Below are 26,359 nucleotides of genomic sequence, written 5' to 3'. Positions count from 1 at the left end.
TCAGGCAGCTTCCACCGCCGTCGGTCCGAAACGTTGCTCGAAGGCAGTCCGCAGGATGGCATCAACCTCCGGTATGGTCACCGGCAGGCCGAGATCGACGAGGCTGGTGACGCCGTAGCGCGGATCGGCGATGCCGCAGGGCACGATGCCGCCGAAATGGGCGAGGTCCGGCTCGACGTTCAGCGAGATGCCGTGCAGCGTGACCCAGCGCTTCACCCGGATGCCGATGGCGGCGATCTTGTCCTCTGATCCCTCGCCCCTGCCCGGTCGCTTCACCCAGACGCCGACGCGGTCCTCGCGCCGCTCGCCGCGGATGTTGAAGGCGTCGAGCGTACCGATGATCCAGTCTTCCAGTCCCGCCACGAAGACCCGGAGGTCCCGCTTGCGGCGGTTGAGGTCGAGCATGACGTAGGCCACCCGCTGGCCCGGCCCGTGATAGGTCATCTGCCCGCCGCGCCCGGCCTCGAAGACCGGGAATCGCGCATCGACCACGCCGTCTGCCGTCGCCGAGGTGCCGGAGGTGTAGAGCGGCGGGTGTTCCAGCAGCCAGACCCGCTCGCGCGCCGTGCCCGCTGAAATCCCCGCGACATGGGCCTCCATGGCCGCCAGCGCCTCCGGATAGGGCACCAGGCCCTCGCTGATGACCCATTCGACCGGCGGCGCATCGGCCGGCGCGGCGAGGCCCAGCACCAGATTGGAACGATCGTTTACCACTCGTTCACCATGTTTGGTCAGGGTGCTCGGGAACCCGCGACGTGCATTTGGCAAAAGGCGACATGGCCCAGCTCGAAACAGTTTCCCTCGACATCTCCGTGGTCCTCGGCACGACCGTCATGCCGATCCACCAGATGCTGCGCATGGCCCGCGGCGCCATCATCGAACTCGATGCCACGGAGGACGACGAGGTGCAAATCCTCGCCAACGACATGCCCATCGCCCGGGGGCAGGTGGTCATCAACGGCAACCGCATCGGCGTGCAGATCACCGAGATGCTGCCGCGCCCGATCGAGCTCCGCTAATTGGTTGACTCGGTCAACTAAATGCTGAAGCCTCCCGTCTGGGGAGAGCTTCATATGATACCGGATGACCTCGACGGCCAGATCGCCGCCGTGCGCGGCTTCAACCGCTTCTACACCCGCGCCATCGGCCTTCTTGGCCGCTATCTCGGCTCCTCCTGGTCGCTGACCGAAGCGCGGGTGCTCTACGAGCTCTTCACCCGCGACGGCCTCGCGGCGAGCGACCTCTGCGAGGACCTCGGCCTCGACGCCGGCTATCTCTCGCGCATCCTGCGCCGCTTCGAGGCGGAGGGGCTCGTCTCCCGCAGCCCCGCGCCGGACGATGCCCGCCGCAGCCTGCTCAGCCTCACGGCCGCGGGCCGCGACGCCTTCTCACCCTATGACGAGGCCTCGCGCGCCGAGGTCGGCACCATGCTCACGCGCCTCGGCCCGGGGGATCGCGACCGGCTCGTCGCCGCCATGGCGACGGTGCGGGATCTCGTGGCGGGGGAGGGCCCGGAGGTGGTCGTCCGCCGCCATCGCCCCGGCGACATGGGCGCGATCATCGCCGGCCAGGCGCGCATCTACGCCGGAGAATACGGCTGGAACGACGAGTTCGAGGCCCTCGTCGCCGAGATCGCGGCCGCCTTCCTCAGAGCGAACGACCCCGCCCGCGAGCGGGCCTTCATCGCGGACAGGGCCGGCGAGGTCGTGGGCTCGGTCTTCTGCGTCGACGGCGGCGAGGGGATCGCCAAGCTCCGCATGCTCTATGTCGACGCCTCCCAGCGCGGCACCGGCCTCGGTCGCCGGCTGGTGCGCGACTGCATCGCCTTCGCAAAGGGCGCGGGCTATGCGGGGATGACCCTGTGGACCAACGATATTCTCGCCGCCGCCCGCCGCATCTACGTGGACGAGGGCTTCGCGCTGTCGGCGGAGGAAAGGCACCATTCCTTCGGCGTCGACCTCGTCGGGCAGAACTGGACGCTGGATTTCGGGATGAGGTGACGGCGGACCATTGCGCTTGTCGGAGTCCTGCCGGCCACGCGCCGTCTGGCGCCGGGGGGCGATGAATAGTCGTGCCGCACCATCCACGCGTCATGCCCGGGCTTGTCCCGGGCATGACGACAAGGGAGGGCGAGATCGACGACGGTGGCTCCGGCTGCGGCTGCGCGCCTCACCGCCCCTCGAAATCCCCGTAGCCCAGCCGGTCGAGAAAACCCTGCAGAATGTAGGCGGCGGCCATCTTGTCGACGAGCTCGGCCCGCCGTGCCCGCGAGGCATCCGCCTCGAGCAGCGTCCGCGTCACCGCCGCCGTCGACATGCGCTCGTCCCAGAAGACGATGGGAAGCTCCGTCTTCGGCACGAGATTGCGGACGAAGGCGCGGGTAGACTGGGCGCGCGGTCCCTCCGTGCCGTCCATGTTCTTCGGCAGGCCGATCACCAGCGCCCCGGCATCATGCTTCTCGGCGAGCGCCAGCAGGGCCGCCACGTCCGGCGTGAACTTCACCCGCTTGATCGTCTCCAGCGGGGTGGCAATGGTCCAGTTGACGTCGGAAAGCGCGAGGCCGATCGTCTTGGTTCCGAGGTCGAGGCCCAGCAGCCGGCGGCCGACGCCGACCTTGCCGCGGATGTCGTGGAGTTCGGCGATCAAGTCGTGGTGTCCTCCGGGCCGGCCGGCGGCAGCTCGGCCGCCTTCTCGCGCAGGAAGCGTCTATAGCGCTCCGGGTGCTCCTTGCGGAACCGCTCCAGCGCCTCGGCCGCCTCGGCACGCGCGCTCGCGGCACGGCGTTCCTTGATCTCGCGGATCTTGGCGGCAGCCCCGCGCAGCTTCGCCTCCGCCTCTGCCGCCTTCTCAGGGGTGCCGTCGCGCTGGGCGAGAACGATCTCGGTCAGCCAGCCGATCTGCCGGCCGAAGCTGGCGACATCGCGGACCACCTCGGTCTCGACATCCGGGGAGCCCTGGTAGTTGACGGTGACGTTGGTCGACCCCCAGCCGGGCAGGATGCTCTGCGCCACGGTGCCCGGGACCAGCTGCGCGATAGGCCAGATGCTCATGATGGATCTCCCCCGCTTTGCCTGAAACGAGGTCTCATCCTACAACGGGCGCCCTGCCACGGCTCATCCCATTTTGGAGCGAAGCACGATGAAACTCACCTGGCTCGGCCATTCGGCCTTCCGCCTCGACTTCGGCGCGTCGGTGGTGCTGATCGACCCGTTCCTCACCGGCAATCCGAGCTTCACCGGCGACCGCGCCGAGGCGATCGCTGGCGCCACCCACATTCTCCTCACCCACGGCCATGCGGACCATGTGGGCGACACGCTGGCCATTGCCGCGGAGACCGGCGCCAAGGTCGTCACCAACTACGATCTCTGCATGTATCTGGCGAACAAGGACCTCAAGGCCTTCGACCCGATGAACTGCGGCGGGACCACCGACCATGGCGACTTCACGGTGACGCTCACCAATGCCCTGCACTCGTCCTGCGACTTCCATGACGGGGTCAGCCACGCCCTCGGCAATCCCAACGGGCTGATCGTCAAGCAGAAGGGCGGCGTCGTGCTCTACGCCATGGGCGACACCGACATGATGCCGGACATGGGCCTGATCGCCGAGTATCACAAGCCGACCCACGCGCTGGTGCCGATCGGCGACCGCTTCACCATGGGCGGCGACGCCGCGGCCTTCGCCTGCCAGAAGTTCTTCACCTTCGACACGGTCGTCCCGTGCCACTACGCCACCTTCGGCCTGCTCGACCCGACCGCCGACAAGTTCGTGGCGGGCATGGCGGGATCGAAGACGAAGGTGGCGGTGCCGAAGCCGGGCGGGAGCGTCGATCTCTGATCCCCAACGCACAACGCCCGCCTGTGCGGCGGGCGTTGTCGTTCAGGTCCGTGCGACGTTGGTCAGCGGAAGCCGCGGATCATCTGCATGAACCGCGCCTGCTCGGACGCATCGTCCTTGAACAGGCCGGTGAAGCCCGTGGTGATCGTCGAGACGCCCTGCTTCTGCACGCCGCGCATGGACATGCACATGTGCTCGCCCTCGACCAGCACGGCCAGGCCGCGCGGCTTGAGGCTCTCCTCGATGGCGCCGACGATCTCCGCCGTCATGTTCTCCTGCGTCTGAAGGCGGCGGGCATAGATGTCGACCACCTTGGCGAGCTTGGAGAGGCCCACCACGCCCTCGCGGGGATAGTAGGCGATGTGAGCCCGACCGCTGATCGGCACGATGTGGTGCTCGCAGTGGGAGAAGAAGGGGATGTCGCGCACCAGCACGATGTCGCCGTAGCCCCCGACCTCCTCGAAGACCGTCCCGAGCTCCTTGGCCGCCGACTGGCCATAGCCGCGGAAGAGATCTTCCCAGGCCTTGACCATGCGGCGGGGGGTGGCGACGAGGCCCTCCCTGTCGGGATCGTCGCCGATCCATTCGATCAGGGTTCGGACTGCGGCCTCCGCCTCCTCGCGGGTGGGGCGGCGGCGGCGCAGTGCCTCCGTGCCCTTCTGGAGGGGAAGGGACGTGACGACGGCATCCATCAGACTCAACTCCGGTCTTGGAAACGTTTCCAGCTACGCCTCGTGACAACGTTTCGGACCGGCTCCCGGGATCGGGACACCTCTGCGACAGATTGTCGCGATCCTGCGCCGCCCATCGATGTCCCGGTCTCGTGCCGGGCTTTAATGCCTCGATGCGACGCATATATGATGAGCAGGCCTGAACGCGCCATGAACAGCCGTTCATCTTGGCCCTGGGAGCGCCCGCCGTGCTGGATGACGTCTACAACAAGCGCATTCTCGAACTCGCCGCGACGATTCCGCGGCTCGGCCGCCTCGCGGCCCCCGATGGCTCGGCTACCGCCCATTCCAGGCTCTGCGGCTCGACGGTGACCGTTGATCTCGCCCTCGACGGGGACGTGGTGGTGGATTTTGCCCACGACGTGAAGGCCTGCGCCCTCGGTCAGGCCTCCTCCGCGCTGATGGCGCAGCATGTGGTGGGATCGACGACCGACGAGTTGCGCAGGCTGCGCGAGGACGTGCGCCGCATGCTGAAGGAGAACGGTCCGGCGCCGTCGGGCAAGTGGGCCGACGTGGCCGTGCTGGAGCCCGTGCGGGACTTCAAGGCGCGCCATGCCTCCACGCTCCTCACCTTCGACGCGGTGGTGGACGCCATCGCCCGGGCCGAGGCGGCCCGCGTCCCCGCCGCCGCACAGTGAGTGCGGGAGGCGAGCTTGACCGCCTGTTCGGCGACATCAGGCCGCGGCGCTGGCCTCGCCTCGCCGGCCACGGGCTCATCCGCACCTATCAGCTGACGATTTCCATGCTGGTCGGCCGCTGGTGCCGTCACATGCCGACCTGCTCGGCCTATATGGACGAGGCCATGCTGCGGCACGGACTCTGGGCGGGGGGCTGGATGGGGCTGGCGCGTCTTTGTCGCTGCCATCCCTTCGGAACGTCCGGCATCGACAATCCGCCGATGGAGCGGCCGGTGGATAGCCGCTGGTATCTGCCGTGGCGCTATGGCAGGTGGCGTTGGCGGCGCGGCGGCCCCGTCTGCGAGGCGGTCGCGCCGCGAGATTCCTGACCGGCCGGAGGCCGCCGGCTGAGGCGGCTCCGCCGTCGGGCCTACAGGCGTCCCATCAGCACCAGGATCAGCACGATCACCAGCACGACGCCGAGGCCGCCGCCGCCGTAGTAACCGGTGCCGTAGAAGGGCCCGCCGCCGATGCCGCTGAAGCCGCCGAGCAGGGCGAGGACGAGAAGGATGAGAAGGATGGTGCCGAGTGACATGGTGGTGCCTCCGTGTTGCCGGCATCAACCCACCATTTGGCCTCCTTGTTCCCCGCGCCCGCGGTAAGCCGCTCCTGTCAAACCACGGCGCGGGGCGCGGCTGAGGTTTTGCAATCGCGCTGCGGCTCGGCTATCTCCGGTGCGCGCCCGGCTGATGCCGCCCTGTGACGGCAAATCCGCCGGCGCCTTCGTCCCGACCACCAGCCCCTTACCTGCTCCGTCGGCAGGAGTGAGCGGAGAGAACCATGCCTGTCCTGACCTTCCCCGATGGCGCCCAGCGGTCCTATGACGCCGGCGTCTCCAGCCTCGACGTCGCCAAGGCCATCGCGCCCTCGCTCGCCAAGCGCTCCATCGCCGCCAAGCTCGACGGCGTCGTCGTCGACCTCACCGATCCCATTCCCGGCGACGCGCGGATCGAGTTCGTCACCCGCGACAGCCCCGAGGCGCTGGAGCTGATCCGCCACGACGCCGCGCACGTGATGGCGGAAGCCGTGCAGAGGCTCTGGCCGGGCACCCAGGTCACCATCGGCCCGGTGATCGAGAACGGCTTCTACTACGACTTCTTCCGCAACGAGCCCTTCACCCCGGAGGACTTCGCGGCGATCGAGGCGGAGATGCGCAAGATCATCGCCGCCAACAAGCCCTTCACCAAGCGCGTCGTGTCGCGCGAGGAGGCGGCGCAGATCTTCCGCGACAAGGGCGAGGCCTTCAAGGTCGAGCTCGTCGAGGCGATCCCCGCCGGCCAGGACATCAAGCTCTACGACCAGGGCGGCTGGTTCGACCTCTGCCGCGGCCCGCACATGGCTTCCACCGGCCAGATCGGCAATTCCTTCAAGCTGATGAAGGTGGCCGGCGCCTACTGGCGCGGCGATTCCACCAAGCCGATGCTGACCCGCATCTACGCCACCGCCTTCCGCACCGACGAGGAGCTGAAGGCCTACCTGACCATGCTCGAGGAGGCGGAGAAGCGCGACCATCGCCGCCTCGGCCGCGAGATGGACCTCTTCCACTTCCAGGAGGAGGGGCCCGGTGTCGTCTTCTGGCACCCCAAGGGCTGGTCGATGTTCCAGACCCTCGTGGCCTATATGCGCCGCCGCCTCGCCGAGCACGGCTATGACGAGGTCAACGCCCCGCAGCTCCTCGACAAGTCGCTGTGGGAGACCTCGGGACACTGGGGCTGGTACCGCGAGAACATGTTCGCGGCCCAGTCTGCCGGCGACGAGGCCGAGGACAAGCGCTGGTTCGCCATCAAGCCGATGAACTGTCCGGGCCACGTGCAGATCTTCAAGCACGGCCTGAAGTCCTACCGCGACCTGCCGATGAAACTTGCGGAATTCGGTGTCGTGCATCGCTACGAGCCTTCCGGCGCTTTGCACGGCCTGATGCGCGTCCGCGGCTTCACCCAGGACGATGCCCACGTCTTCTGCACCGACGAGCAGCTCGAGGCCGAGTGCATCCGCATCAACGACCTCATCCTCACCACCTATGCCGATTTCGGCTTCGACGAGATCGTGGTGAAGCTCTCCACCCGCCCCGAGAAGCGCGTCGGCGCCGACGCCCTGTGGGAACGCGCCGAGAGCGTCATGGAGAAGGTGCTGGAGAAGATCGCCAGCCAGTCCGGCGGCCGCATCAAGACCGCCATCAACCCGGGCGAGGGCGCCTTCTACGGGCCGAAATTCGAATATGTGCTGCGCGACGCCATCGGCCGCGACTGGCAGTGCGGCACCACCCAGGTCGACTTCAACCTCCCCGAGCGGTTCGGCGCCTTCTACATCGGCGCCGACGGCGAGAAGACCCCGCCGGTCATGGTCCACCGCGCCATCTGCGGCTCGATGGAGCGCTTCATCGGCATCCTCATCGAGAACTATGCGGGGGCCTTCCCCTTCTGGTTCGCGCCCAAGCAGGTGGTGATCGCCCCGATCACCTCCGAGGCCGACGACTACGCGCTGGAGGTGCTCGCCGCCTGCCGCAAGGCGGGGCTGCGGGCCGATGCCGACCTGCGGAACGAGAAGATCTCCTACAAGGTGCGCGAGCACTCGCTGCAGAAGATCCCCGTGATCCTCGCGGTCGGAAAGAAGGAAGCGGCCGAGCGTACCGTCTCGGTCCGCCGCTTCGGCAGCCAGGCGCAGGAGACGCTCGGCCTCGCCGAGCTTGTGGCGCAGCTCAAGGACGAGGCGACCCCGCCGGACGTCAGACGCGCGCAGGCGGCGGAGTAGGGCGGGCCCCAGTCCGCACGCCCGACCTTGTCGTCATGCCCGGGCTTGTCCCCGGCATGACGAGTGGGGCAGTGCGTTGGCCTGCGCCTACCGCGCTACGACTTCGATGTTCTGGTCCTTGCCGGCCTCCACCGTGAAGCGCCGGTTGAACACGCGGCCCTCGTGGCGGGCGATGGCGAGGTACTCGCCCTCCTGCAGCACCATGGAGGGGAAGGCGCCGATCGATTCCTTGATCACGTCACCGCCGGGCGTCAGCACGGTCCAGGCCGCGTTGCCGATCGCTTCGCCCCCCTCGCGCTGCTGCACGAGCTTCAGGCTGACATTGGCCGCCCGGTGCTGGATCGTCGCGTCGGTCACCTGTCCCGCCCGGATGCGCAGGTCGGCGCGGATGGTGGCGTTGGCGTCGCCGTAGATCGACACGACGTGGTAGGTGCCCTCGGGCAGGGCGATGAGATCGCCCGCCGGCGCCTGGCGCAGCACGAGGCGCGGCTCGCCGCCGTCGAACAGGCCGCCGGCGAAGATGTCGAAGGACAGGCGGGCGTTGCGGATCTGGCTCTCGCCGACCTTGCCGACGAGGCGCACCGCCCCGGCGTTCATGATGATGCTCTCGCGATAGGGCTCTCCGGCGATGCGTAGGCGGCGCGTCTGCGCGAAGGTGCCGAAGGCGACATGCATGATGTAGCTGCCCGGCCGCAGGGCGAACACCGGTGCGGGGTCGCGCGATTCGGCCACCAGCGCGAAGGCGCCGCTCGCCTCCGGCGTGTCGGCGAAGATGCGCCAGTGCAGGCCGTCGCGGACATATTGCCCGCCCTGCCGGTAGCGCGCGTCGAGTGCCACCGCGGTGCGGTCGGCGAATTGCGGCGGCAGGCCGGGGCTGCCGGGAAGGCCGGGAATGCTCGGCATCAGCGCAGGCGGCGTGCCCATCTGCGGCGTGAAGGGCGTCGCCCCGTCGGGCAGGGTGAAGAACGGCGTCGCCGCCCCGCCCGGCATGTTGCGGCGGCGGCGCTGCTGGGGCTCGATGGCGATGGGCGGCAGATCCGAGTGAGGCGAGGGGGTGATGCGCGGCAGGGGCGGGCGCTCGAAGCCCTGCGCGATCGCCTCGCCCGCCGGGACGGCGAGGCCGAAGATCGCGGCGAGCGCGGCCACGGCGATGAGCGATCTCGCGCTCCGGTTCATGCGTCGATCCAACTCATGCGTCGATCATCTCGCGTCCGATTATGGCCCTTTTTGGTGCGCCCGCCGGCCGGACGCAAGCATCGGCGGGCAAGTCCTGCGCTTTGTCCCCTTGGCGAAAGCGGGGAACTTGCCTAGTTGGAGGCACGGCCGCGCCCCGGGGACCAGCATGCCTGTCGATTCCGACCTCGTCGATCACCTCAGGACCCGCCGGTCCACGCCCTTCGCACTGATGCGCGGTCCCGGCCCCGACGCCGCGACCCTGGATGCCATGCTGGCGATCGCCGCCCGCGTCCCCGACCACGGCAAGCTCGCGCCCTGGCGCTTCATCGTCATCGACGCCGCCGCCGGAGCGAGACTCGGTGCGCAGATCGAGCGCCTGGTCCTGGCCGACGACCCGGCCACCGATCCGAAGAAGATCGAGATCGACCGCGCCCGCTTCGCCCGCGCGCCCGTCTGCGTCGCCGTCGTCTCGCGCGCTGCTCCCCATCCGAAGATCCCGGAATGGGAGCAGGTGCTCTCCGCCGGCGGCGTCTGCCTCAACCTCCTCCATGCCGCCAATGCCTTCGGCTTCGGCGGCAACTGGGTCACCGAATGGCCCTCCTACGACCGCCGGGTCCTCGACCATCTCGGCCTGTCGGCCGAGGAGAAGATCGCCGGCTTCGTCCATATCGGCACCCCGGAGGCGAAGGCGGAAGACCGCCAGAGGCCGGACATGGCCGCCATCGTCACACGTCTCTGAGGGCTGAAGACCATGCACTACAACGTCACTGCCGCCGACCATGGCCTGCCCTTCGATCCCTTCAAGGCGATCGTCTCGCCGCGCCCCATCGGCTGGATCACCTCCGTCGACAAGGACGGGCGCGTGAACTGCTCGCCCTATTCCTTCTTCAACGCCATTTCCGACAAGCCGCACATGGTCTGCTTCGGCTCCGGCGGCCGCAAGGACGCGCTCGCCTTCGCCGAGGAGACCGGCGAGTTCACCTGCTCCTTCGTCTCCTGGGAGCTGCGGGACGCGATGAACGCCACCTCCGCGCCGCTGCCGCGCGGTGAGAACGAGATGGAGTTCGCCGGCCTCGAGGCCGCGCCTTCGGTCTTCGTCAAGCCGCCGCGGGTGAAGGCATCCCCCGCCGCGCTCGAGTGCAAGTGGCTGCAGACCGTGCCGCTGACCTCGCTCGAGGGCGTGACGAGCTATCACCTCGTCATCGGCCAGGTGGTCGGCATCTACATCAACGACGACTTCATCAAGGACGGCATCGTGGATACCGGCCGGATGCACCCGGTCATGCGCGGCGGCTACGACCAGTATTTCCAGGTAGGCTCCGAGCAGATGTTCAAGATGACCCGGCCGCCCGGCGGCGGCAATTTCAACGAGCGGCGCTGAGCCGGGGAGGGCGCTCCCGCGCCCTCAACTCCCCTCGTCGGGAATGTTGAGCACGGTGCCGCAGGCCTTGCAGCAGACGGCGTCGGGCTCATGGCGCTGCAGCCCGCAGGTTGGGCAGGAAAAGCGGACCTTCACGGGCCGGAACAGCACCTGGGCGAGGCGCAGGAACAGCGTCACCCCGAAGATCATGATCACCACGGAGGTCAGCCGCCCGGCCGTGCCGGGCAGGGTGATGTCGCCATAGCCTGTCGTCGTCAGCGAGGTGACGGTGAAATAGAGCGCGTCCACATAGTTGTTGATGCCGGCATTGGTGCGGTGCTGCGTCTCGTAGACGAGCCCGGTCATGACGAAGATGAAGACCAGGAGGTTCGTCGCGGCGAAGATGACCTCCTGGTTGCGCCGGAAGAAGGCACTGTCGCCGCGCAGCTGCTTGACGAGCTGGTAGGTCCGCATCAGCCGCAGGGTGCGCAGCACGCGCAGGAAGCCGCCGCCCTCGCCGACGATGGGGGCGAGGAAGGACGCGATGGCGACGATGTCGGCCCAGGTGAGCGGGTTCGCCATCTCCCGCCACGGGCGCCGGGCGATCCACAGGCGGGCGGCGAAATCGGCGAGCAGCCCGAGGCCTATGACGAAGTCGACCACCTCGATGGTGGTGTGGCGCGGCATGAAGCTCGTCGCCACCACGAAGGCGATGGTGGAGAGGTCGAAGGCGAGCAGCGCGTAGCGAAAGCGCTCCGAGGCTTCGGTGTGGTCCTCGTAGAGCGCCCGCACCCGTTCCTTCCAGGGGCGGGGCAGGGGACCTTCGGCGGGGCTGGCTGATGAGGTCATGGGTTCCGGCGGCCGTGTCGCCTGTTCTCGCCCGAAAGACTTGATCGCCGCAAGCCGCCGCGTCACCATTCCCTTTCAGGGCCGGTCCGGCCATTCGCAAGGGGCGTCTCCATGACAGTCTGGTTCAACCGCAGGACTCTCGCCGCCGTCGCTCTCGCCGCCGCCGGCGCCGTTGCCGCCACGGCGACCGCCTGGGCACAGGAGAAGCTGAAGATCGGCTTCGTCTATGTCGGCCCGGTCGGCGATCACGGCTGGACCTACCAGCACGACGTCGCCCGCCAGGCGGTGGAGCGCCAGTTCGGCAACCGCGTCGAGACGACCTTCGTCGAGAAGGTGGCCGAGGGGCCCGACGCCGAGCGCGTCATCGAGCAGCTCGCCCGTACCGGTCACCGGCTGATCTTCACGACGTCCTTCGGCTTCATGGACCCGACCGAGCGCGTCGCCCGCCGCCATCCCAACGTCCGCTTCGAGCACGCCACCGGCTACAAGCGGGCGCCGAACCTCGCCACCTATGCCGGCCGCTTCTACGAGGGGCGCTACATCCTCGGCCAGATCGCCGCCCGCATGTCGAAGACCGGGACGGTGGGCTACATCGGCTCCTTCGCCATTCCCGAGGTCGTCTCCGGCATCAACGCCTTCATGCTCGGCGCCCAGTCGATCCGGCCCGACCTGAAGATCCGCATCGTCTGGGTCAATTCCTGGTACGACCCGGGCAAGGAGGCGGACGCCGCCAAGGCGCTCGCCGACCAGGGCGCCGACATCCTCGCCCAGCACACCGATTCCCCCGCCGCCATGCAGATCGCCGAGCAGCGCGGCATCCTCGCCTTCGGGCAGGACTCGGACATGATCCGCTTCGGGCCGAAGGCGCAGCTGACCTCGATCGTCAACGACTGGACGCCCTATTACATCCAGCGGGTGCAGGCGATGCTGGACGGCCGCTGGTCCTCCGGCGACACCTGGGGCGGCCTCAACACCGGCCTCGTCCACATGGCGCCCTACACCAACATGCCGGCCGAGGTGAAGGCCATGGCCGAGGCGACGGAAGCCGCCATCAAGGCCGGCACCTTGCACCCGTTCCGCTGCCCGATCGTCCGTCAGGACGGCCAGACGGTGGAGTGCAAGGGCAATGGCGCGCTCGCCGACGAGCAGATCCTCGGCATGAACTTCTACATCCGCGGCATCGAGGAGCGGGTGCCGAGCGCGAACTGAGGGGAGGGGAACGGCGGCCGCGCGTCCTGTTCGCTGGTGGGCGAAGCGCCACTTCACCTCTCCCCGGTGGGGAGAGGTCGGCCGAAGGCCGGGTGAGGGGGCAATCACCTCAGAGCGTTGCGCGCATGTTCAGATGCATCCATACCGCGTCGAGGACCCCCGACAGATTGCGGCGGATGTCGTCATTGTCGAACCGAAGAACGAAATAGCCCGCTGCCTCCAGGACGTGGGTTCGTTCTGCGTCCTTCCGCCTTTCGGCCCCCGTCGAGTGCGTCTCGCCGTCGACCTCGATAACGAGCTTCGCGTCGATGCAAACGAAGTCGGCAACATATCCGGCGATGGGGTGCTGGCGCCGGAACTTGTAGCCGCCGAAGCGGCGGTTGCGCAGGGCGTACCACAACGTGGCTTCGGCTCTGGTGTTCTCGCGGCGGAGTCGGCGGTGGAAGGCCGCGGCGCGGGACACGGTTAGCCTCCTCACTTCCCGTCAGAATAGCCGGAGGCCGCATGACAATCGCGTCGGGATGGTCCCTAAGGCCCCCTCACCCGCCTCGCTTCGCTTGGCGACCTCTCCCCGCCGGGGAGAGGTGACGCGACGGCGCGGTCGCGCCTGTCGAGGCCAGAAGGATTGTGCTTCCCTTCACCTCTCCCCGATGGGGAGAGGTCGGCCGAAGGCCGGGTGAAGGGGTGGATTCGCCCGCAGGCCGGGCGAGTGGGCCTGTGATCGGTCGAAGGCCGGGTGAGGGGCAGGCAGGGGCCCGATTGCCTCGCGCCATCCTCCTCGTCTAAGAACCGGCACCCGCCGCAGCCCGCGGCGGGCCAGGCCATCCGTCCCATGTCCGCTCCCGCCGCAACGCCCGCGCTCGCCGCCTTCCGCCGCATCGTCGTGAAGGTCGGCTCCTCGCTGCTCGTCGACGGTGCGAAGGGCGCCATCCGCCAGGCCTGGCTGGAGACGCTCGGCGCCGATCTCGCCCGCCACGCTTCCCGCGGCGCCGACATTCTCGTCGTCTCCTCCGGCGCCATCGCCCTTGGCCGCACCATCCTGAAGTTGCCGGCCGGGCCGCTGGAGCTCGAGAAAAGCCAGGCGGCGGCATCCGTCGGCCAGATCGCGCTCGCCCGCGCCTGGTCGGAGGTGCTCGGCCGCCACGGCATCGTCGCCGGCCAGATCCTCGTCACGCTCCACGACACCGAGGAGCGCCGCCGCTACCTCAACGCCCGCAACACCATGGAGACGCTCTTCGCAGTGCGCGCCGTCCCCGTCGTCAACGAGAACGACACGGTGGCGACCGACGAGATCCGCTACGGCGACAACGACCGGCTCGCCGCCCGCGTCGCCACCATGGTCGGCGCCGACTGCCTCGTCCTCCTCTCCGACATCGACGGGCTCTATACGGCCCCGCCGGCAAAGGACCCCTCGGCGGCGCTGATCCCGGTGGTGCCGCGCATCACGCCGGAGATCGAGGCCATGGCCGGCGGCGCGGCCTCCGAATTGTCGCGCGGCGGCATGACCACCAAGGTCGAGGCGGGCAAGATCGCCACCACGGCCGGCACCACCATGGTCATCGCCTCCGGCAAGCACGACGCACCGCTGGCGCGCATCGAGGCGGGCGGGCCATGCACCTGGTTCCTCACGCCCACCCATCCCGTGACCAGCCGCAAGAAGTGGATCGCCGGCTCGCTGGAGCCGCGCGGCGTGCTGTGGCTGGACGCCGGCGCCGTCGGCGCCCTGCGGCTCGGGCGCAGCCTCCTGCCGGCCGGCGTGGCCAAGGTCGACGGGACGTTCGAGCGCGGCGACTGCGTCGTCGTGCGCGGGCCGGACGGGGCGGAGATCGGCCGCGGCCTCGTCGCCTACGACGCCGTGGCGGCGGTGCAGATCATGGGCAAGAGCTCGGGCGCCATCGAGGCGGTGCTCGGCTACAAGGGCCGCAGCGAGATGATCCACCGCGACGACCTCGTGCTCGCGGCGGAGTGAGGGCAGGGGCCTCGGACCGGCCCCTGCGAACCGGTTTCTCCGCCAGCCTGTCAGCGCCCCGCGCGCTTCAGCAGCCGTTCCGCCCGCGTCAGGTGGGGGCGGTCGAACATCTCGCCGCCGATATTGACGACACCCGCCGTGGGCTGCGCCGCAAACGCCGCCACCACGGCCTCCGCCGTGGCGATGGCCTCCGCCGTCGGCGTGAACACCTGGTTGATCACCGGCACCTGCGCCGGGTGGATCGCCATCTTGGCGGTGAAGCCGTCGCGTCGCGCCTCCTCGCATTCGCGCTTCAGGCCGTCGAGGTCGCGGAAGGCCGGGAAGACCGTGTCGATGGGCTGAGCCCCCGCCGCCACCGCACCCATCAGGCAGAGTGCCCGGGCGAGGCGGAACGGCTCGGTATGGCGGCCGTCCTCGCTGCGGTTCGTCTCTGCCCCGATGTCGGCGGAGAGGTCCTCCGCCCCCCAGGTGAGGCCGGCGAGGCGGGGGCTCGCACCCTGGTAGGTGCCGAGCGTGAAGATGGCCTTCGCCGTCTCCGTCGCCACCACGGTGATGGTGATCCGTCCCTCGGGCAGGTCGGCGATGGCCTCCTGCGCCGTCAGCTTGGCGTCGAGATGGGCGACGTCGCGGCCCGACTCGCTCTTCGGCAGCATGATGGCGTCGGGTCCCGCTCCGACGACGGCTGCGAGATCTTCATCGGTCAGGCCGGTGTCGAGCGCGTTGACCCGCACCATCAGCCGCGGACGGTCCTTGCGCGCCGCATGGGCGGCGAGAAAGGCCCGCGCCGTCTCCCGCGCCAGCGGCTTGTTTGCCGCCGAGACCGAATCCTCGAGGTCGAGGATTAATGCGTCGGCACCGCTCTCCAGCCCCTTGGCGAGCTTCTTCTCCGAATCGGCGGGTACGAAGAGCAGCGAGCGCATGGCCTCAGGCCCCGCGCTTCAGGACGAGCGACTGGCGCGTGCACTCGGCCACCAGCTTGTCGTTCTGGTTATAGGCACGGTGGTGGAACTCGACGACGCCCATGGTCGGCCGCGATTTCGATTCGCGCGTGGCGGTCACGGTGCTCTCGCAATGGATCGTGTCGTTCTCGAACAGGGGGTGCGGGAACTTCACGTCGGTCATGCCGAGATTGGCGAAGAGCGTGCCGTTGGTGGTGTCCGGCACCGAGATGCCGATGAGCAGGCCGAGCGTGAACAGCGAATTCATCAGCGGCTGCCCCCAGTCGGAGGCCTCCGAGAACTGCCGGTCGATGTGCAGCGGCTGGGGGTTCATGGTCAGGGTCGAGAACAGCACGTTGTCCATCTGCGTCACCGAGCGGGTGATGCGGTGGCGGATGAGCTGGCCGACGGCGAAGTCGTCGAAATAGATGCCGCCGCGCGGATGGCGCCTGTCGTCGGTGATGAGCGTCGTGGCGGTCATGAGGGCGTCCCCTTGGGTCAGGTCGTTACGACTTCGTTTACCATAATGAGGGACGCTGATCGGCACCGCCTCCTCCCCGGGGACATAGCCGAGATGTTTCTGTTCCGCTCATCCGCCGAACCGCAGAGCCGCCCGACCACGGCGGCCGAGGCCGGCGTGAGCCGCGTGGTTTCCGCCATTCAGGCGGCGGCGCAGAAGACCGGTGCCGGCTTCGACTACCTGCTCCGCACGGCGCGGCGCGAATCGAGCCTCCAGCCCACCGCCCAGGCCTCCACCTCCAGCGCCCGCGGCCTCTACCAGTTCATCGATTCGACCTGGCTCACCATGGTGCGCGACGAGGGGCGCAATCTCGGCCTCGGCAGCTATGCCGAGAAGATCGGCCGCGACGCCAGCGGCCGGCCTACCGTCGCCGATCCCGCGGCGCGCCAGGAGATCCTCGCCCTGCGCGACGATCCCTCCGTCGCCGCGCTGATGGCCGGTGCCTTTACCAACCGCAACGCCGCGGACCTGCGCGCCGCCACCGGCCGCGACCCGACCGAGGGCGAACTCTACATGGCCCACTTCCTCGGCTCGGGCGGGGCGGCGCGGCTCATCAACTCCAACCAGACCAATCCGCAGGCGAGCGCCGCGCTGCTCTTTCCCGACGCGGCCGGCGCCAACCGCCGCATCTTCTTCGACCAGGGCCGGCCGCGCACCGTCGCCGAGGTCTACCAGGTCCTCGCCTCGGGCCAGTCGACCGCCGTTGCCGGCACGCCCCCCGCGGCCACCCCGGCCGGCCAGACGACGCTCGCCGCCGCCACCAGCGCCCAGGAGCAGGCGAGTTCCTGGTCCGCCGTGCCGCGCATCAACGCCGATCCGACACGGCCCTTCCACTCGCTGTTCTCGGGCGGCGGCGGGCCGATCAACGCCTTCGTCGCCGCCACCTGGACCTCGCTCGGGCGCGACGCGGCGACCGCCTCGCGGCCGGTCAACATGGCCGCCGTACTGACCCCCGCGTCGTCGTCTGCCTCGGGGACAACGGCGCCGCAGCTCTCCGCCGCGGGCGGGTCTTCCATCGGCGGCCCGTTCATCCCGGTCCAGGTCCAGACGGCCCGCCGGGGCCAGCCGCTCGACCTGTCGAGCTTCCTGCGTCCCGACACCCGCCGCTGAGCAGTCCGCGGCTGCCGCGATAAAAATCACTTAAATTCCATGGTGAACGCTTTGTTAAGCGCGCCGCCGGTAAGCTGGTCCCCAGGAGCGAGACGCGTTCCCCGTTCCAGTTTCATGCCTCCGTTCAGGCGCACCCGATGATCGTTCGTCACTTCCTGCGTTGGATCCAGACGGCCGCTGCCGGCGACCGGGCGGATGCCACCTCGGCCCTCGCCCGCGCCTATCTCCACTCCGACCTCGCCGGCGACGACCGCGCCGCGGCCGAGGCCGCGATGATCACCCTGATGGACGATCCCTCGCCGCTGGTCCGCCGGGCGCTCGCCGACGCGCTCGCCACCTCCGAGGACGCCCCGCACACCGTGATCGTCGGCCTGCTGCAGGACCAGCCTGAGATCGCCGCCATCATCGCCCGCCATTCGCCCCTGCTCTTCGACGCCGAACTCGTCGACCTCGTCGGCGGCGGCGATCCGCAGGTGCAATATGCCGTCTCCCGCCGCGACCATGTGCCGGCCCCCGTGGCGGCCGCCATCGCCGAGGTCGGCTGCCTCGAGGCCTGCCTCGCGGTTGTCTCGCTCGGTACGGCCGAGGTGCCGGCCTTCTCCATCGACCGGATCATCGAGCGCTTTGGCGAGGACCCGGACATCCGCGAGGCGCTGTTCGCCCGCGCCGACCTCTCCCCTGGCGCCCGCCAGGCCCTGGTCGTCAAGCTGTCGGCCGCGCTGTCGGCCTTCGTCGCCGGCCGTGCCTGGCTGCCGGAGGATCGCGCCCGGCGCATCGCCCGCGAGGCCTCCGACAAGGCCACCGTCGCCATCGCCGCCGACTGCCGGGGCGAGGGGCTGGGCCCGCTCGTGCGCCACCTGCGCCAGTCCGGCCAGCTCTCCACCGGGCTGGTCCTCCGTGCCCTCCTGTCCGGCAATGTCCGGCTCTTCGAAGAGGCGCTGGCAGAGCTCGCCGGCCTGACCCTCCGCCAGGCCTCCGGCCTCGTCCACGACCGCCGTGGCGCCGGCTTCCGCGCCCTCTACGACAGGGCGGGGCTGCCGGCCTCCACCTGGCAGGCCTTCCGCGCCGCCCTCGATGCCTGGCACGAGGACGGCGGCGGCACCCAGCGCGGTGGCCATGCCCAGCTGCGCCGCCGCATGGTGGAGCGTGTACTGACCGCCTATGCGCCGCTCGCCGAGGACGACCTCGACCAGCTTCTCGCCCAGCTCCGCCGGTTCGCTGCCGAGGCAGCGCGCGACGAGGCCCGCGCCTTCACCCGCGACCTCATTGCCGGAAACGAGGCGCTGGACGACGACGCGCTGGATTTCCCCATGGTCGCCGCGGCCTGAGCCCGGCTTCGCGCCCTGCATCAATGGAGTGCGCCCTTCGAGGCTCCATAGCATCGAGCGCACGCGAGATGCGTCCGCTTCTCGCTATGCGCTCGCACCTCGGGATGCGGAGGAGTGTGGCCTGCAAGAAGGGTGCGGCGATGGCTTGGCGCCGGGCCACGCAGACCGGTCCTCATCCTGAGGTGCGAGCCTCGAAGGACGTACTGGTCGGATGCAGGGCTGATTCTGGGATGGCTCAGGGCGTGATGGACGGGGCGCCGTTGATGGTGACGAGCATCTGCGTCGTCGCTTCGCCCAGCCGCTCCGACAGCGTCACGGCCAGCGGATGGTCGGTGCCCTTGGCGTTCTCGCGCACGATCGCGCGGATGGCGTCCGCATGCTGGATCACCAGGTCTGCGGGCACCCTGGCGTCGTCGGCGACGCCGTCGAGGAGGTGGCAGAGGCTCTCCGCCACGCGTGCGGCGAGCGGATAGCCGAAGGTCGCGGCCTCGCCCTTGATGTCGTGGGAGGCGATATAGATGTTGGCGCGCGAGCCGGCGTTGATGCCTTCGGCGGCCACCGCATCGCGTGCCCGGGTGAGGCGCTCGACCTCCTTCGCCATCCAGTCGTCGAACTCGGAGGAGAGGTCGGCCAGCGCGGCTTCCGCCCGCTCGATCGCTTCCATGTCGAAGCCGAACTCATCGACCTTGATGTTGGCCTTCTTCCCGTAGGCCTTCAGGTTGCGCTTGGGCGTCACGACCTCGTGGTCGGCGAAGGCCGAGACGCTCGCCTCGTCCAGGCCGCCCTTGGAGCCGATGCGGGAGGGGCTCTTCACAGGTGTCTTGGTCATGCCGCTCCCCTCACATCGAGCTCTTGGTCTTGTCCAGCAGCGGCTGGACCTTGATCATCTCGGCTTTCTCGCCCTTGCGGCGCTCGGGACCCACATAGCTGGAACCGTGGTTGCGGCGGCGATCCGGTCCGAAAAAAGTTTTGGTCTTGATGAACGGTCTCGGATTGACCACCACGTTGAGGATGCGCTGGTAGAGCGCCTTGGCCGAGATCGGCTTGGCGAGGAACTCGGTGACGCCTGCATCGCGCGATTCCAGCACGCGCTTCTTTTCCGAGTGACCGGTCAGCATGATGATCGCGACATAGGGGTTCGCATTGGCCCCCGGCTGGCGGATCATGCTGGTCAGTTCCAGGCCATCGAAGATCGGCATGGACCAGTCGGTGATGACGATGTCAGGCATGTAGTGGGTGAAGGCCTCGAGGCCGGCCGCGCCGTCCTCCGCCTCGTAGACCTCGCGGGCGCCGAAGCCGTGCAGAAGGGTTCTCACGATCCGGCGCATGTGCGCGTTGTCGTCGATCACCAGGAATCGCAGCCGGTTGAAGTCGATGCGGATCATCGCCAGCAACTTTACCGGAGGGGCGTTAGCGCTCCGTTAAGGCTGATGGCGTCAGGCGCCGAACTGTTCGCGCAGGATGCGCTCGTCCAGCGAGTGACCGGGATCGTGCAGCAGGATCATCGAGCGGGTGTGGTCCATGGCCACCGAGACGGTCGCGACGTCGCGCACCTCGTGGTGGTCGGCGGTGGCGCTGACCGGGCGCTTGGCCGATTCCAGCACCTCGATGGTCATCGCCACCCTGTCGGGCAGCAGCGCCCCGCGCCAGCGCCGCGGCCGGAAGGGCGAGATCGGGGTGAGGGCGAGGAGGGTGGCATTGAGCGGCAGGATCGGTCCGTTGGCCGAAAGATTGTAGGCCGTCGAGCCGGCCGGAGTGGCGATGAGCACGCCGTCGGCGATGAGCTCGTCCATCCGCGGGTGCCCGTCGACGCTGATCCGGAGCTTCGCCACCTGCGAGGTCTGGCGCAGCAGCGACACCTCGTTGATGGCGAGCGCGTCCTGCCGCTCCCCATGGATGTCCACCGTCGTCATGAGCAGCGGGTGGATCACCGAGCGTTCCGAGTTCCAGATGCGCTCGACCAGGCCGTCCTCGGCATATTCGTTCATCAGGAACCCGACAGAGCCGCGGTTCATCCCGTAGATCGGCTTGCCGGTGGAGATGTACTTGTGCAGCGTCTGCAGCATGAGCCCGTCACCGCCCAGGGCGACGACCACTTCGGCCTCGTCGCCCGGCACCTGGCCGTAGCGGGCGGTGAGGCGCTTCCACGCCTCCTGGGCTTCCGACGCCGGCGAGGCGACGAAGGCGATCTTCTTCGGGTCGGGTCGATGATCCGGCATGGCGGGCGACCGATCGGAACGGGGACACAAGATGACGCGGACCGAAGCGCCGGACGACGTGGTTCTGGTCTATACGACGGCGGCGAGCCTTGTCGAGGCGGAGACGATCGGCGCCGATCTGGTCGAACGGCGGCTGGCGGCCTGCGTCAACATCCTGCCCGGGATGCGCTCCCTCTACCGCTGGAAGGGCGCCGTGGAGCGGGCCGACGAGGTGGTGATGATCGTCAAGACCGCCCGGAGGCTGGTCGAGCCGGCCCGCCTTCGTTTCCGCGAGGCCCATTCCTACGAAACGCCGGCTTTCCTGGTGATCGAGGTCCCCGGCGGGGATGCCGACTATCTCGCCTGGCTGAGGGCGGAGACGGCCTGACGGGTGGTGCGGCGGACGGCCCCGCCCCAGCCCTCCACGCATCCGCGAAGGGGAGGGGCGGGTGGGGCTCTATTCGCCAGTCCCGCAGCCTCAGCCGCGGCCGACGAAGGGCATGTCGTTGGCCATCACCGTCATGGTGAGGATGTTCACGTCCAGCGGCAGGTTGGCGATGTGGACGACGGCCTCGGCGACGTGGCGCACGTCCATGCGCGGTTCCACCTTCACGGAGAAGTCTGCCTGCAGCACGCCGTTGGTCATCCGCTCGGTCATCTCGGTCGCGGCATTGCCGACGTCGATCTGCGAGCAGGAGATGCGATCGGCGCGCCCATCCAGCGAGATGGCCTTGGTGAGGCCGAGCACGGCGTGCTTGGTGGCGGTATAGGGCGCCGAATAGGGCCGCGGCGCATAGGCCGAGATCGAGCCGTTGTTGATGATGCGGCCGCCCTTGGGGTCCTGGGCGCGCATCATCGCCATGGCGGCGCGGGCGCAGAGGAAGGAGCCCGTGAGGTTCACGTCCACCACCTGCTTCCACTGGGCGACCGAGAGCTGGTCCATGGGGATGGCGGGCGCGCCCATGCCGGCATTGTTGAAGAGCACGTCGAGGCGGCCGAAGCGCTCCTTCACCGTCTGGAACAGGGCGGCGACCGAGTTCTCGTCCGACACGTCGGTCGGCACGGCAATGACGGTGGCGCCGGCGGCCATTGCCACCGTCTTGTCCAGTTCATCCTTGCGCCGGCCGGCGACCGCCACCGCATAGCCCGCCTTGGCGAGGCCGAGGGCCGAGGCGCGGCCGATACCCGATCCCGCGCCCGTGACGATTGCGATCCGCTGCGACATGTCATCCTCCCGATCCGGCGGGCACTGCGGCCCGCTCTTGAGGCCCGGAGACTGGCGGAAAGCCGCGCCCCTGTCGACGGGGGCGCGGCAAGGCTGCGATGCGAAACGGTTGAAAAGCCCTATTCGCCGCCGAGCTTCACCCGCATGCCGGCATAGACCGCAGCGCCCGGCCCCTGGTAGCCGTAGACCTCCTGGAACCGCTGGCCGAAAACGTTCTCGCCGCGGACATAGACGGTCGCCGCCTTCGTCAGGTCGTGGGAGATCTGCGCGCCCACCAGCGTGTAGGAGCCGAGGCGCACGTCCGTCGTGCCGAACGGCCCGAAGAACGAGTCGCGCATGTTGCCGTTGTGGGCCAGCGTGAGCGTGATCTTCGTCTTGTCATCCGGCAGGGTCGCCACCGCCGAGAGGCTCGCCGCATGGCGCGGCCGGCGCAGCGCCTCCTTGGCAACATAGGTCAGGCCGACGAGCTCCGCCGAGCGGCTGTCCGTGTAGGTGTAGGAGCCGGTGATGGCGAGCCAGTCCACGGGGCGCGCCGTCACCGATACCTCGACGCCCTGGCGGGTGGTCTCGAAGGGCAGGTTGATCGCCGTGCCGTTGGACTGGACGATGGCGTCCCGCACGCTGGCGCGGAAATAGGTCACGTCGGTGACGAGACGGCCGCCGAACCAGCGCTGCTCGATGCCGGCGTCCCAGCCGATGGAGTGCTCGGGCCTGAGCGTCGGATTGCCGGTGAAGTTGGCGAGGAAGCCGAAGAGCTCGAAGAAGGTCGGGTTGGTGACGCCCTTGCCGACCGAGCCGTGCAGCCGCGTGCCCGTCGAGAAGGTCTGCGCGGCGGTCATCCGCCAGGTCAGCGCGTTGCGGAAGGTGGAGTTCCAGTCCTGCCGGAGCGCCGCCGACAGCGACAGGCCGGTCGGCAGGCTGACGAGATACTCGCCGTAGAGGCCCTTGCGTTCGCGCGAGCGGCCGGCGGTCGCGTAGCTGTCGTTGACATAGGGCCCGAAGAAGCCGTCGCTCTCGTAGTAGTAGCGGAAATGCTCGCGGCTCATGTCGGCACCGCCGACGATCGTATGGCGCGCGCCGAGGAGGCCCGGCGTCTCGAACGTATAGGCGGTGCGGTAGTCGGCGCGGGTGCGTTGGGTGCGCGACCAGAAGCCCTGGGACTCCAGGAAGCCGAAGGCCGAGAGATAGCTGTCGCGGGCATTGGTGGACTGCTGCGAGGCGTCGGCCGAGAAGCGATGTGTCCAGGCGCCGTCGAGCAGCTTCAGATTGGCGACGAAGCGGCCCTGCAGGTCGTTGGCGGTGTTGCGGCCGGTGCCGTCGGCGAGGAACCCGTAGCCGGGATCGGGCACGAAGCCGGGACCGAAGGCGGTGTTGCCGGGATTGTAGAAGCCGCCGCGGCTGACCATCCGCACGACGCCCTCGACGTTGAACCAGTCGGTCAGGTCGGCGCCGATCTTGGCGGTGAAGGCACCCATGTCCGAGCCGTTGGGGCGGGTCGTGCCCGGCGCCACGACGAAGCCGCCGGACCTGAGGCCGGAGATGGACAGCGACCCGTAGAACGGTCCCTGCGCGCCGCGCACCAGCGCCGACCCCTGCACCGTGCCGAAGGAGCCGCCCTCGATCCGCGCGGAAACTTCGGGCTTGGCGAGGCCGCGTCCGGACTTGGTGGTGATGGAGATGACGCCGGCCTGGGCGTTCGGGCCCCAGATGCCGGACTGCGGACCGCGGATGACCTCGATCCGAGCGATGTTGTCCACCGGCACGTTGGCGAGGTCGGCGTCGCCCGAATTGACGTCGTTGATGGGAATGCCGTCGACGACCACCAGAACCTGGTTGGATTCGGCGCCGCGCACCCGGGTCTGCGTGAGCCCGCCGCGCCCGCCGGACTGGTTGACCGCGACGCCGGGAACGAGGCGCAGCACGTCGGGTACCGAGGCGGCGCCCTGGGTGGCGATGTCCTCGGCGGTGATCACCGTCACCGACGCGCCGACGCGCGGCGCCTCCAGCGGCACGTTGCTGGCACCGAAGACGGTGATTTCGGGGAGTTGCCCCGGTGTCTGCTGGGCGAGGGCGGGGGTCGCGACCAGCGCCGCGGTAGCGAGCAGGCCGGCGCGAAGACGGCGTTGGAAGGGACAGGGGGCAGACGGGGACGACATGGGCGGCACTCCGCTCGGGACCACAAAGGGTCGCGGAGTGCCTCGACGGGCGAGGGCATGAATCCGCGACATTCGGTGTCACGGATCAAGCGGAACCAACCGCTCCCGAACGCGCCATCCCGCACGGTCGGACAGTGACGTCGCGGCGGCCGGTCTCCTGGCTTGCGGGTCGTCGCCCGGTCCCGCCTTCCCGAGGCTTTGCGGCCTCAGTGGCATCTGGGGAAGGGCTCGCCGCTTACAGTTGCGGGGGCAGCTGCGGCCTTGTGGAAGGCTTTGGGGCCCGCCACGCACCGCATTCCCGTGGCCGTCCCGGATGATGGGCGGCCGCCGTCGCGAGGCCCCATGAATGCGCCGCGTGCGGCCGCCCTGTCAAGGAACGCCGGCTTTCCCCAGAAACAGAAAGGCCGGTCGTCGCCGGCCGGCCTTCCGTCGTCAGGTCCGGTGGATCAGATCGACGGCGTCCACTGCGCCGGGACGAGCTGGAAGCCGTTGCCGTCCTTGGCGATGAAGCCGTTGGATGGGAAGGGCGCGTGGTAGAAGTGGACGCGGGTCTTCTCGCTCGCCGCCATGTCGAGCAGCTTGCGGCGGGTCGCCCTGGCAGCGTCCGCGTCCATGTCGAAGATCGCCGACCAGTCGGGGTTGCGCACGAAGAGCGCGGGATGGTTGGTCACGTCTGCCATGTAGGTGAGCTTGGCGTTGCCCGACGAGATCACGAAGACCGTGTGGCCCGGCGAATGGCCGAAGGCCGCCATGGAGGTGATGCCGCTGCCGACCTCGGCGCCCGGTTCGAACCGCTTCACGTTGGCGGCGATCGGGGCGAAGACGCGGCGGGCGTTCTGGAAACCGCCGCGCATGGCCTCGGGAGCCGCGTTCATCCGCTCGTCCGACATCCAGAAGGCCCATTCCGGGGCCGGCACGGAGATCTCGGCATTGGGGAAGACGGCCGTGCCATCACGCAGGCGCAGGCCGTTGATGTGGTCGCCGTGGAAGTGGCTGATGACGACCGAGTCGACCTTGGCCGGGTCGAAGCCGGCGGCCTTGAAGTTGGACATCCAGGTGCCGGAGGTCGGCGCGCCGACATTGCCGTTGCCGGTGTCGAGCAGGACGACCTTGCCGCCGGTCTCGACGACGAGGGTGTTGAAGGGGATCGGCACGGCGTTGGTCGGCAGGAAGGCCGCGCCGAGCGCTGCCTGGACCGCCGGAAGCTCGGCGTTGCGGATGAAGCCATCGATCGGGCGGGCGAAGAAGCCGTCGTTGATGGCGGTGACGGTGATGTCGCCGACCTTGTACTTGTAGAAGCCGGGCGCCTGGGCGGCGGCAGCGGCGGCCTGGGCGAAGAGCGGCGTCGTCGCGCCGGTCAGGAAGGCGGGGGCGGCAAGGGTTGCAGCGCCCGCGGCAAGGGCGGTGCGGCGGTCGATCGTGGTCATGGGAGCTCCTCCGGCAGCAGGACGCACGACGACCATGGCAGCCGTCACGCGCAGGCGATTACATTGCCGGAATGGGGGTGTCGTCCAGCCTTGTCACATGAATGTGACCGCTGACCGTGAAATCAGCGCTGCGCCACGTCCGAGCGCTGCGACGCGTCCGAGCGCTGGGACACCTGGAGATTGGCCCGCGCCACCGCCGCGACCGCCTCGGACCGCGTGCGCACGACGATCAGCCTGCGGATCTCGCCGCGCAGGAAGGCCTGAAGGAAGCGGTTGTAGTCCTTGATCGAGATGCAGCCGTTGGAATCGCCGTTGGGCCCCAGCAGGTAGGTATGGGCGAGGAGGCCGGCGCGGCCATGGATCGCCTGGCTGCCGCCCACCGGATTGAGGCGGATGGCGCGCACGCCGTGGAACAGCGCCTCGCGCTCGGTCAGGTCGTAGGTGTGGGGCGGCGTCGGGCCGCGCATGCGCACATGGGCATAGCGCGGGTCGTTGCGCATCTCGCCAAGGCCGGACTGGGCCTCCAGCCGCTCGCCGTTGGGCAGGTACACCATGCGCGAACCGATGTCGTAGATGGCGAGGCCCATCGGGGGCTTCGGCGCCGACATGCCGGGGAAGCTCAGGCCGAGGCTGCCGCCGAAACCGCCGCCGGTGCCGGCGCTGCCGCCGTCCACCGCGCCGCCGCTGGAGGGGGCATAGGCGAGCTGCGGGCCGTCGGCCTCGCGGCGCTGGCCGAAGATGCGTTCGAAGAAGTTGCGCCCGTCGGACTGGGCGGCCGGTGCCGCGGCCTGCGTCTCGCCGGCCGGGCGACGGGCGGCGACGCGCGGCGTCTCCGGTGTCGCGGTGGCGGAAGCCTGCGCGGGGCGGCGCAGCGGCAGAGGCGCGACCATGGTGGTGT

General features: G+C 69.2%; 30 protein-coding genes and 1 riboswitch. Of the genes, 13 read left to right on the top strand and 17 right to left on the bottom strand.

What is annotated here, in order from left to right:
• Positions 1-714, bottom strand: coding sequence for a lipoyl(octanoyl) transferase LipB (lipB, locus tag ACT6XY_RS08045; protein WP_444747818.1), 714 nt, complete (start codon positions 712-714; stop codon positions 1-3).
• A 62-nt stretch (positions 715-776) separates the two neighbouring features.
• On the opposite strand from lipB, the gene ACT6XY_RS08040 reads away from it, so the two are divergent.
• On the top strand, positions 777-1,019 hold the full coding sequence (locus ACT6XY_RS08040) for a FliM/FliN family flagellar motor switch protein (RefSeq protein WP_106747913.1): 243 nt from the start codon (positions 777-779) through the stop codon (positions 1,017-1,019).
• Between the two features lie 54 nt (positions 1,020-1,073).
• Positions 1,074-2,000 carry a bifunctional helix-turn-helix transcriptional regulator/GNAT family N-acetyltransferase gene (locus ACT6XY_RS08035; RefSeq protein ID WP_444747817.1) on the top strand — a complete coding sequence of 309 codons (927 nt, stop codon included), beginning with the start codon at positions 1,074-1,076 and terminating at the stop codon, positions 1,998-2,000.
• 169 nt (positions 2,001-2,169) lie between these two features.
• Here the strand turns inward: ACT6XY_RS08035 and ruvX are convergent, their stop codons facing one another.
• Both ruvX and ACT6XY_RS08025 read right to left on the bottom strand, forming a co-directional pair.
• The gene (ruvX, locus tag ACT6XY_RS08030) at positions 2,170-2,646 is read right to left on the bottom strand and encodes a Holliday junction resolvase RuvX (RefSeq protein WP_444747816.1); all 477 of its coding nucleotides are present in this window, start codon (positions 2,644-2,646) and stop codon (positions 2,170-2,172) included.
• Positions 2,643-3,050 carry a hypothetical protein gene (locus ACT6XY_RS08025; RefSeq protein ID WP_444747815.1) on the bottom strand — a complete coding sequence of 136 codons (408 nt, stop codon included), beginning with the start codon at positions 3,048-3,050 and terminating at the stop codon, positions 2,643-2,645. The genes ruvX and ACT6XY_RS08025 overlap by 4 nt, the downstream gene beginning before the upstream one ends.
• 88 nt (positions 3,051-3,138) lie before the next feature.
• Here ACT6XY_RS08025 and ACT6XY_RS08020 point away from each other — a divergent pair, with 88 nt between their 5' ends.
• On the top strand, positions 3,139-3,837 hold the full coding sequence (locus ACT6XY_RS08020) for a metal-dependent hydrolase (protein ID WP_444747814.1): 699 nt from the start codon (positions 3,139-3,141) through the stop codon (positions 3,835-3,837).
• Positions 3,838-3,899: 62 nt separating this feature from the next.
• On the opposite strand, the gene folE is transcribed toward ACT6XY_RS08020, so the two are convergent.
• Positions 3,900-4,529 (bottom strand): GTP cyclohydrolase I FolE, encoded by a 630-nt coding sequence (folE, locus tag ACT6XY_RS08015; RefSeq protein WP_444747813.1) that lies wholly within the window; start codon positions 4,527-4,529, stop codon positions 3,900-3,902.
• Between the two features lie 227 nt (positions 4,530-4,756).
• Here folE and ACT6XY_RS08010 point away from each other — a divergent pair, with 227 nt between their 5' ends.
• Together ACT6XY_RS08010 and yidD are read left to right on the top strand one after the other, a co-directional pair.
• Positions 4,757-5,206: an iron-sulfur cluster assembly scaffold protein gene (locus ACT6XY_RS08010; protein WP_444747812.1), complete on the top strand. Its 450-nt coding sequence runs from the start codon at positions 4,757-4,759 to the stop codon at positions 5,204-5,206.
• Positions 5,203-5,574 carry a membrane protein insertion efficiency factor YidD gene (gene yidD / locus ACT6XY_RS08005; RefSeq protein ID WP_444747811.1) on the top strand — a complete coding sequence of 124 codons (372 nt, stop codon included), beginning with the start codon at positions 5,203-5,205 and terminating at the stop codon, positions 5,572-5,574. The genes ACT6XY_RS08010 and yidD overlap by 4 nt, the downstream gene beginning before the upstream one ends.
• 41 nt (positions 5,575-5,615) lie before the next feature.
• Here yidD and ACT6XY_RS08000 read toward each other — a convergent pair whose 3' ends face one another.
• Positions 5,616-5,780, bottom strand: coding sequence for a DUF3309 family protein (locus tag ACT6XY_RS08000; protein ID WP_444747810.1), 165 nt, complete (start codon positions 5,778-5,780; stop codon positions 5,616-5,618).
• Positions 5,781-6,025: 245 nt separating this feature from the next.
• Here ACT6XY_RS08000 and thrS point away from each other — a divergent pair, with 245 nt between their 5' ends.
• Positions 6,026-7,996 carry a threonine--tRNA ligase gene (thrS, locus tag ACT6XY_RS07995; RefSeq protein WP_444747809.1) on the top strand — a complete coding sequence of 657 codons (1,971 nt, stop codon included), beginning with the start codon at positions 6,026-6,028 and terminating at the stop codon, positions 7,994-7,996.
• An 87-nt stretch (positions 7,997-8,083) separates the two neighbouring features.
• Here the strand turns inward: thrS and ACT6XY_RS07990 are convergent, their stop codons facing one another.
• Positions 8,084-9,172 (bottom strand): hypothetical protein, encoded by a 1,089-nt coding sequence (locus ACT6XY_RS07990; RefSeq protein WP_444747808.1) that lies wholly within the window; start codon positions 9,170-9,172, stop codon positions 8,084-8,086.
• Between the two features lie 166 nt (positions 9,173-9,338).
• On the opposite strand from ACT6XY_RS07990, the gene ACT6XY_RS07985 reads away from it, so the two are divergent.
• Complete coding sequence (locus tag ACT6XY_RS07985; RefSeq protein ID WP_444747807.1) at positions 9,339-9,911, top strand: nitroreductase family protein; 573 nt, start codon at positions 9,339-9,341, stop codon at positions 9,909-9,911.
• Positions 9,912-9,923: 12 nt separating this feature from the next.
• A complete protein-coding gene (locus ACT6XY_RS07980; RefSeq protein ID WP_444747806.1) occupies positions 9,924-10,553 on the top strand; it encodes a flavin reductase family protein in 630 nt (209 codons plus the stop codon).
• Between the two features lie 24 nt (positions 10,554-10,577).
• Here ACT6XY_RS07980 and ACT6XY_RS07975 read toward each other — a convergent pair whose 3' ends face one another.
• Positions 10,578-11,381: an ion transporter gene (locus tag ACT6XY_RS07975; protein WP_444747805.1), complete on the bottom strand. Its 804-nt coding sequence runs from the start codon at positions 11,379-11,381 to the stop codon at positions 10,578-10,580.
• A gap of 111 nt (positions 11,382-11,492) precedes the next feature.
• Here ACT6XY_RS07975 and ACT6XY_RS07970 point away from each other — a divergent pair, with 111 nt between their 5' ends.
• A complete protein-coding gene (locus ACT6XY_RS07970) occupies positions 11,493-12,590 on the top strand; it encodes a BMP family ABC transporter substrate-binding protein (RefSeq protein WP_444747804.1) in 1,098 nt (365 codons plus the stop codon).
• Positions 12,591-12,699: 109 nt separating this feature from the next.
• Here the strand turns inward: ACT6XY_RS07970 and ACT6XY_RS07965 are convergent, their stop codons facing one another.
• Complete coding sequence (locus ACT6XY_RS07965) at positions 12,700-13,053, bottom strand: endonuclease domain-containing protein (RefSeq protein ID WP_444747803.1); 354 nt, start codon at positions 13,051-13,053, stop codon at positions 12,700-12,702.
• 369 nt (positions 13,054-13,422) lie between these two features.
• Between ACT6XY_RS07965 and proB the strand changes: the two genes are divergently transcribed.
• A complete protein-coding gene (gene proB / locus ACT6XY_RS07960) occupies positions 13,423-14,559 on the top strand; it encodes a glutamate 5-kinase (RefSeq protein ID WP_444747802.1) in 1,137 nt (378 codons plus the stop codon).
• A gap of 50 nt (positions 14,560-14,609) precedes the next feature.
• Here proB and ACT6XY_RS07955 read toward each other — a convergent pair whose 3' ends face one another.
• Both ACT6XY_RS07955 and ACT6XY_RS07950 read right to left on the bottom strand, forming a co-directional pair.
• Entirely contained in the window at positions 14,610-15,479 is an 870-nt protein-coding gene (locus tag ACT6XY_RS07955; RefSeq protein ID WP_444747801.1) for an HpcH/HpaI aldolase/citrate lyase family protein, read from the bottom strand.
• A 4-nt stretch (positions 15,480-15,483) separates the two neighbouring features.
• Positions 15,484-15,978 carry a MaoC family dehydratase gene (locus ACT6XY_RS07950; RefSeq protein ID WP_444747800.1) on the bottom strand — a complete coding sequence of 165 codons (495 nt, stop codon included), beginning with the start codon at positions 15,976-15,978 and terminating at the stop codon, positions 15,484-15,486.
• A 93-nt stretch (positions 15,979-16,071) separates the two neighbouring features.
• On the opposite strand from ACT6XY_RS07950, the gene ACT6XY_RS07945 reads away from it, so the two are divergent.
• On the top strand, positions 16,072-17,127 hold the full coding sequence (locus tag ACT6XY_RS07945) for a lytic transglycosylase domain-containing protein (RefSeq protein ID WP_444747799.1): 1,056 nt from the start codon (positions 16,072-16,074) through the stop codon (positions 17,125-17,127).
• 137 nt (positions 17,128-17,264) lie between these two features.
• Entirely contained in the window at positions 17,265-18,455 is a 1,191-nt protein-coding gene (locus tag ACT6XY_RS07940) for a DUF2336 domain-containing protein (RefSeq protein WP_444747798.1), read from the top strand.
• Positions 18,456-18,690: 235 nt separating this feature from the next.
• Here ACT6XY_RS07940 and ACT6XY_RS07935 read toward each other — a convergent pair whose 3' ends face one another.
• The 3 genes from ACT6XY_RS07935 to ACT6XY_RS07925 are packed head-to-tail and all read right to left on the bottom strand — an operon-like array spanning position 18,691 to position 20,674.
• Entirely contained in the window at positions 18,691-19,284 is a 594-nt protein-coding gene (locus ACT6XY_RS07935) for an Hpt domain-containing protein (RefSeq protein ID WP_444747797.1), read from the bottom strand.
• Positions 19,285-19,294: 10 nt separating this feature from the next.
• Positions 19,295-19,840, bottom strand: coding sequence for a response regulator (locus ACT6XY_RS07930; RefSeq protein ID WP_099084394.1), 546 nt, complete (start codon positions 19,838-19,840; stop codon positions 19,295-19,297).
• Positions 19,841-19,891: 51 nt separating this feature from the next.
• Positions 19,892-20,674: an NAD kinase gene (locus ACT6XY_RS07925; RefSeq protein ID WP_444747796.1), complete on the bottom strand. Its 783-nt coding sequence runs from the start codon at positions 20,672-20,674 to the stop codon at positions 19,892-19,894.
• 31 nt (positions 20,675-20,705) lie between these two features.
• On the opposite strand from ACT6XY_RS07925, the gene cutA reads away from it, so the two are divergent.
• The gene (gene cutA, locus ACT6XY_RS07920) at positions 20,706-21,041 is read left to right on the top strand and encodes a divalent-cation tolerance protein CutA (RefSeq protein WP_444747795.1); all 336 of its coding nucleotides are present in this window, start codon (positions 20,706-20,708) and stop codon (positions 21,039-21,041) included.
• A 90-nt stretch (positions 21,042-21,131) separates the two neighbouring features.
• Here cutA and ACT6XY_RS07915 read toward each other — a convergent pair whose 3' ends face one another.
• The 4 genes from ACT6XY_RS07915 to ACT6XY_RS07900 all read right to left on the bottom strand — a co-directional run.
• The gene (locus ACT6XY_RS07915; RefSeq protein ID WP_444747794.1) at positions 21,132-21,878 is read right to left on the bottom strand and encodes an SDR family oxidoreductase; all 747 of its coding nucleotides are present in this window, start codon (positions 21,876-21,878) and stop codon (positions 21,132-21,134) included.
• A 119-nt stretch (positions 21,879-21,997) separates the two neighbouring features.
• Complete coding sequence (locus tag ACT6XY_RS07910) at positions 21,998-24,034, bottom strand: TonB-dependent receptor plug domain-containing protein (protein ID WP_444747793.1); 2,037 nt, start codon at positions 24,032-24,034, stop codon at positions 21,998-22,000.
• A 130-nt stretch (positions 24,035-24,164) separates the two neighbouring features.
• Positions 24,165-24,381: riboswitch (cobalamin riboswitch) on the bottom strand.
• Positions 24,382-24,480: 99 nt separating this feature from the next.
• Positions 24,481-25,461: an MBL fold metallo-hydrolase gene (locus ACT6XY_RS07905; protein ID WP_444747792.1), complete on the bottom strand. Its 981-nt coding sequence runs from the start codon at positions 25,459-25,461 to the stop codon at positions 24,481-24,483.
• Between the two features lie 122 nt (positions 25,462-25,583).
• Positions 25,584-26,359 (bottom strand): tlde1 domain-containing protein (locus ACT6XY_RS07900; RefSeq protein ID WP_444747791.1); only part of this gene is annotated, 776 nt, incomplete at its 5' end.

It is taken from the genome of Phreatobacter sp., from assembly GCF_052440005.1.
In the GTDB taxonomy this organism is placed as follows: domain Bacteria; phylum Pseudomonadota; class Alphaproteobacteria; order Rhizobiales; family Phreatobacteraceae; genus Phreatobacter.
The sequence above is the reverse complement of the archived record's forward strand: the minus strand, read 5'-3'. Positions and strand labels throughout refer to the sequence as shown.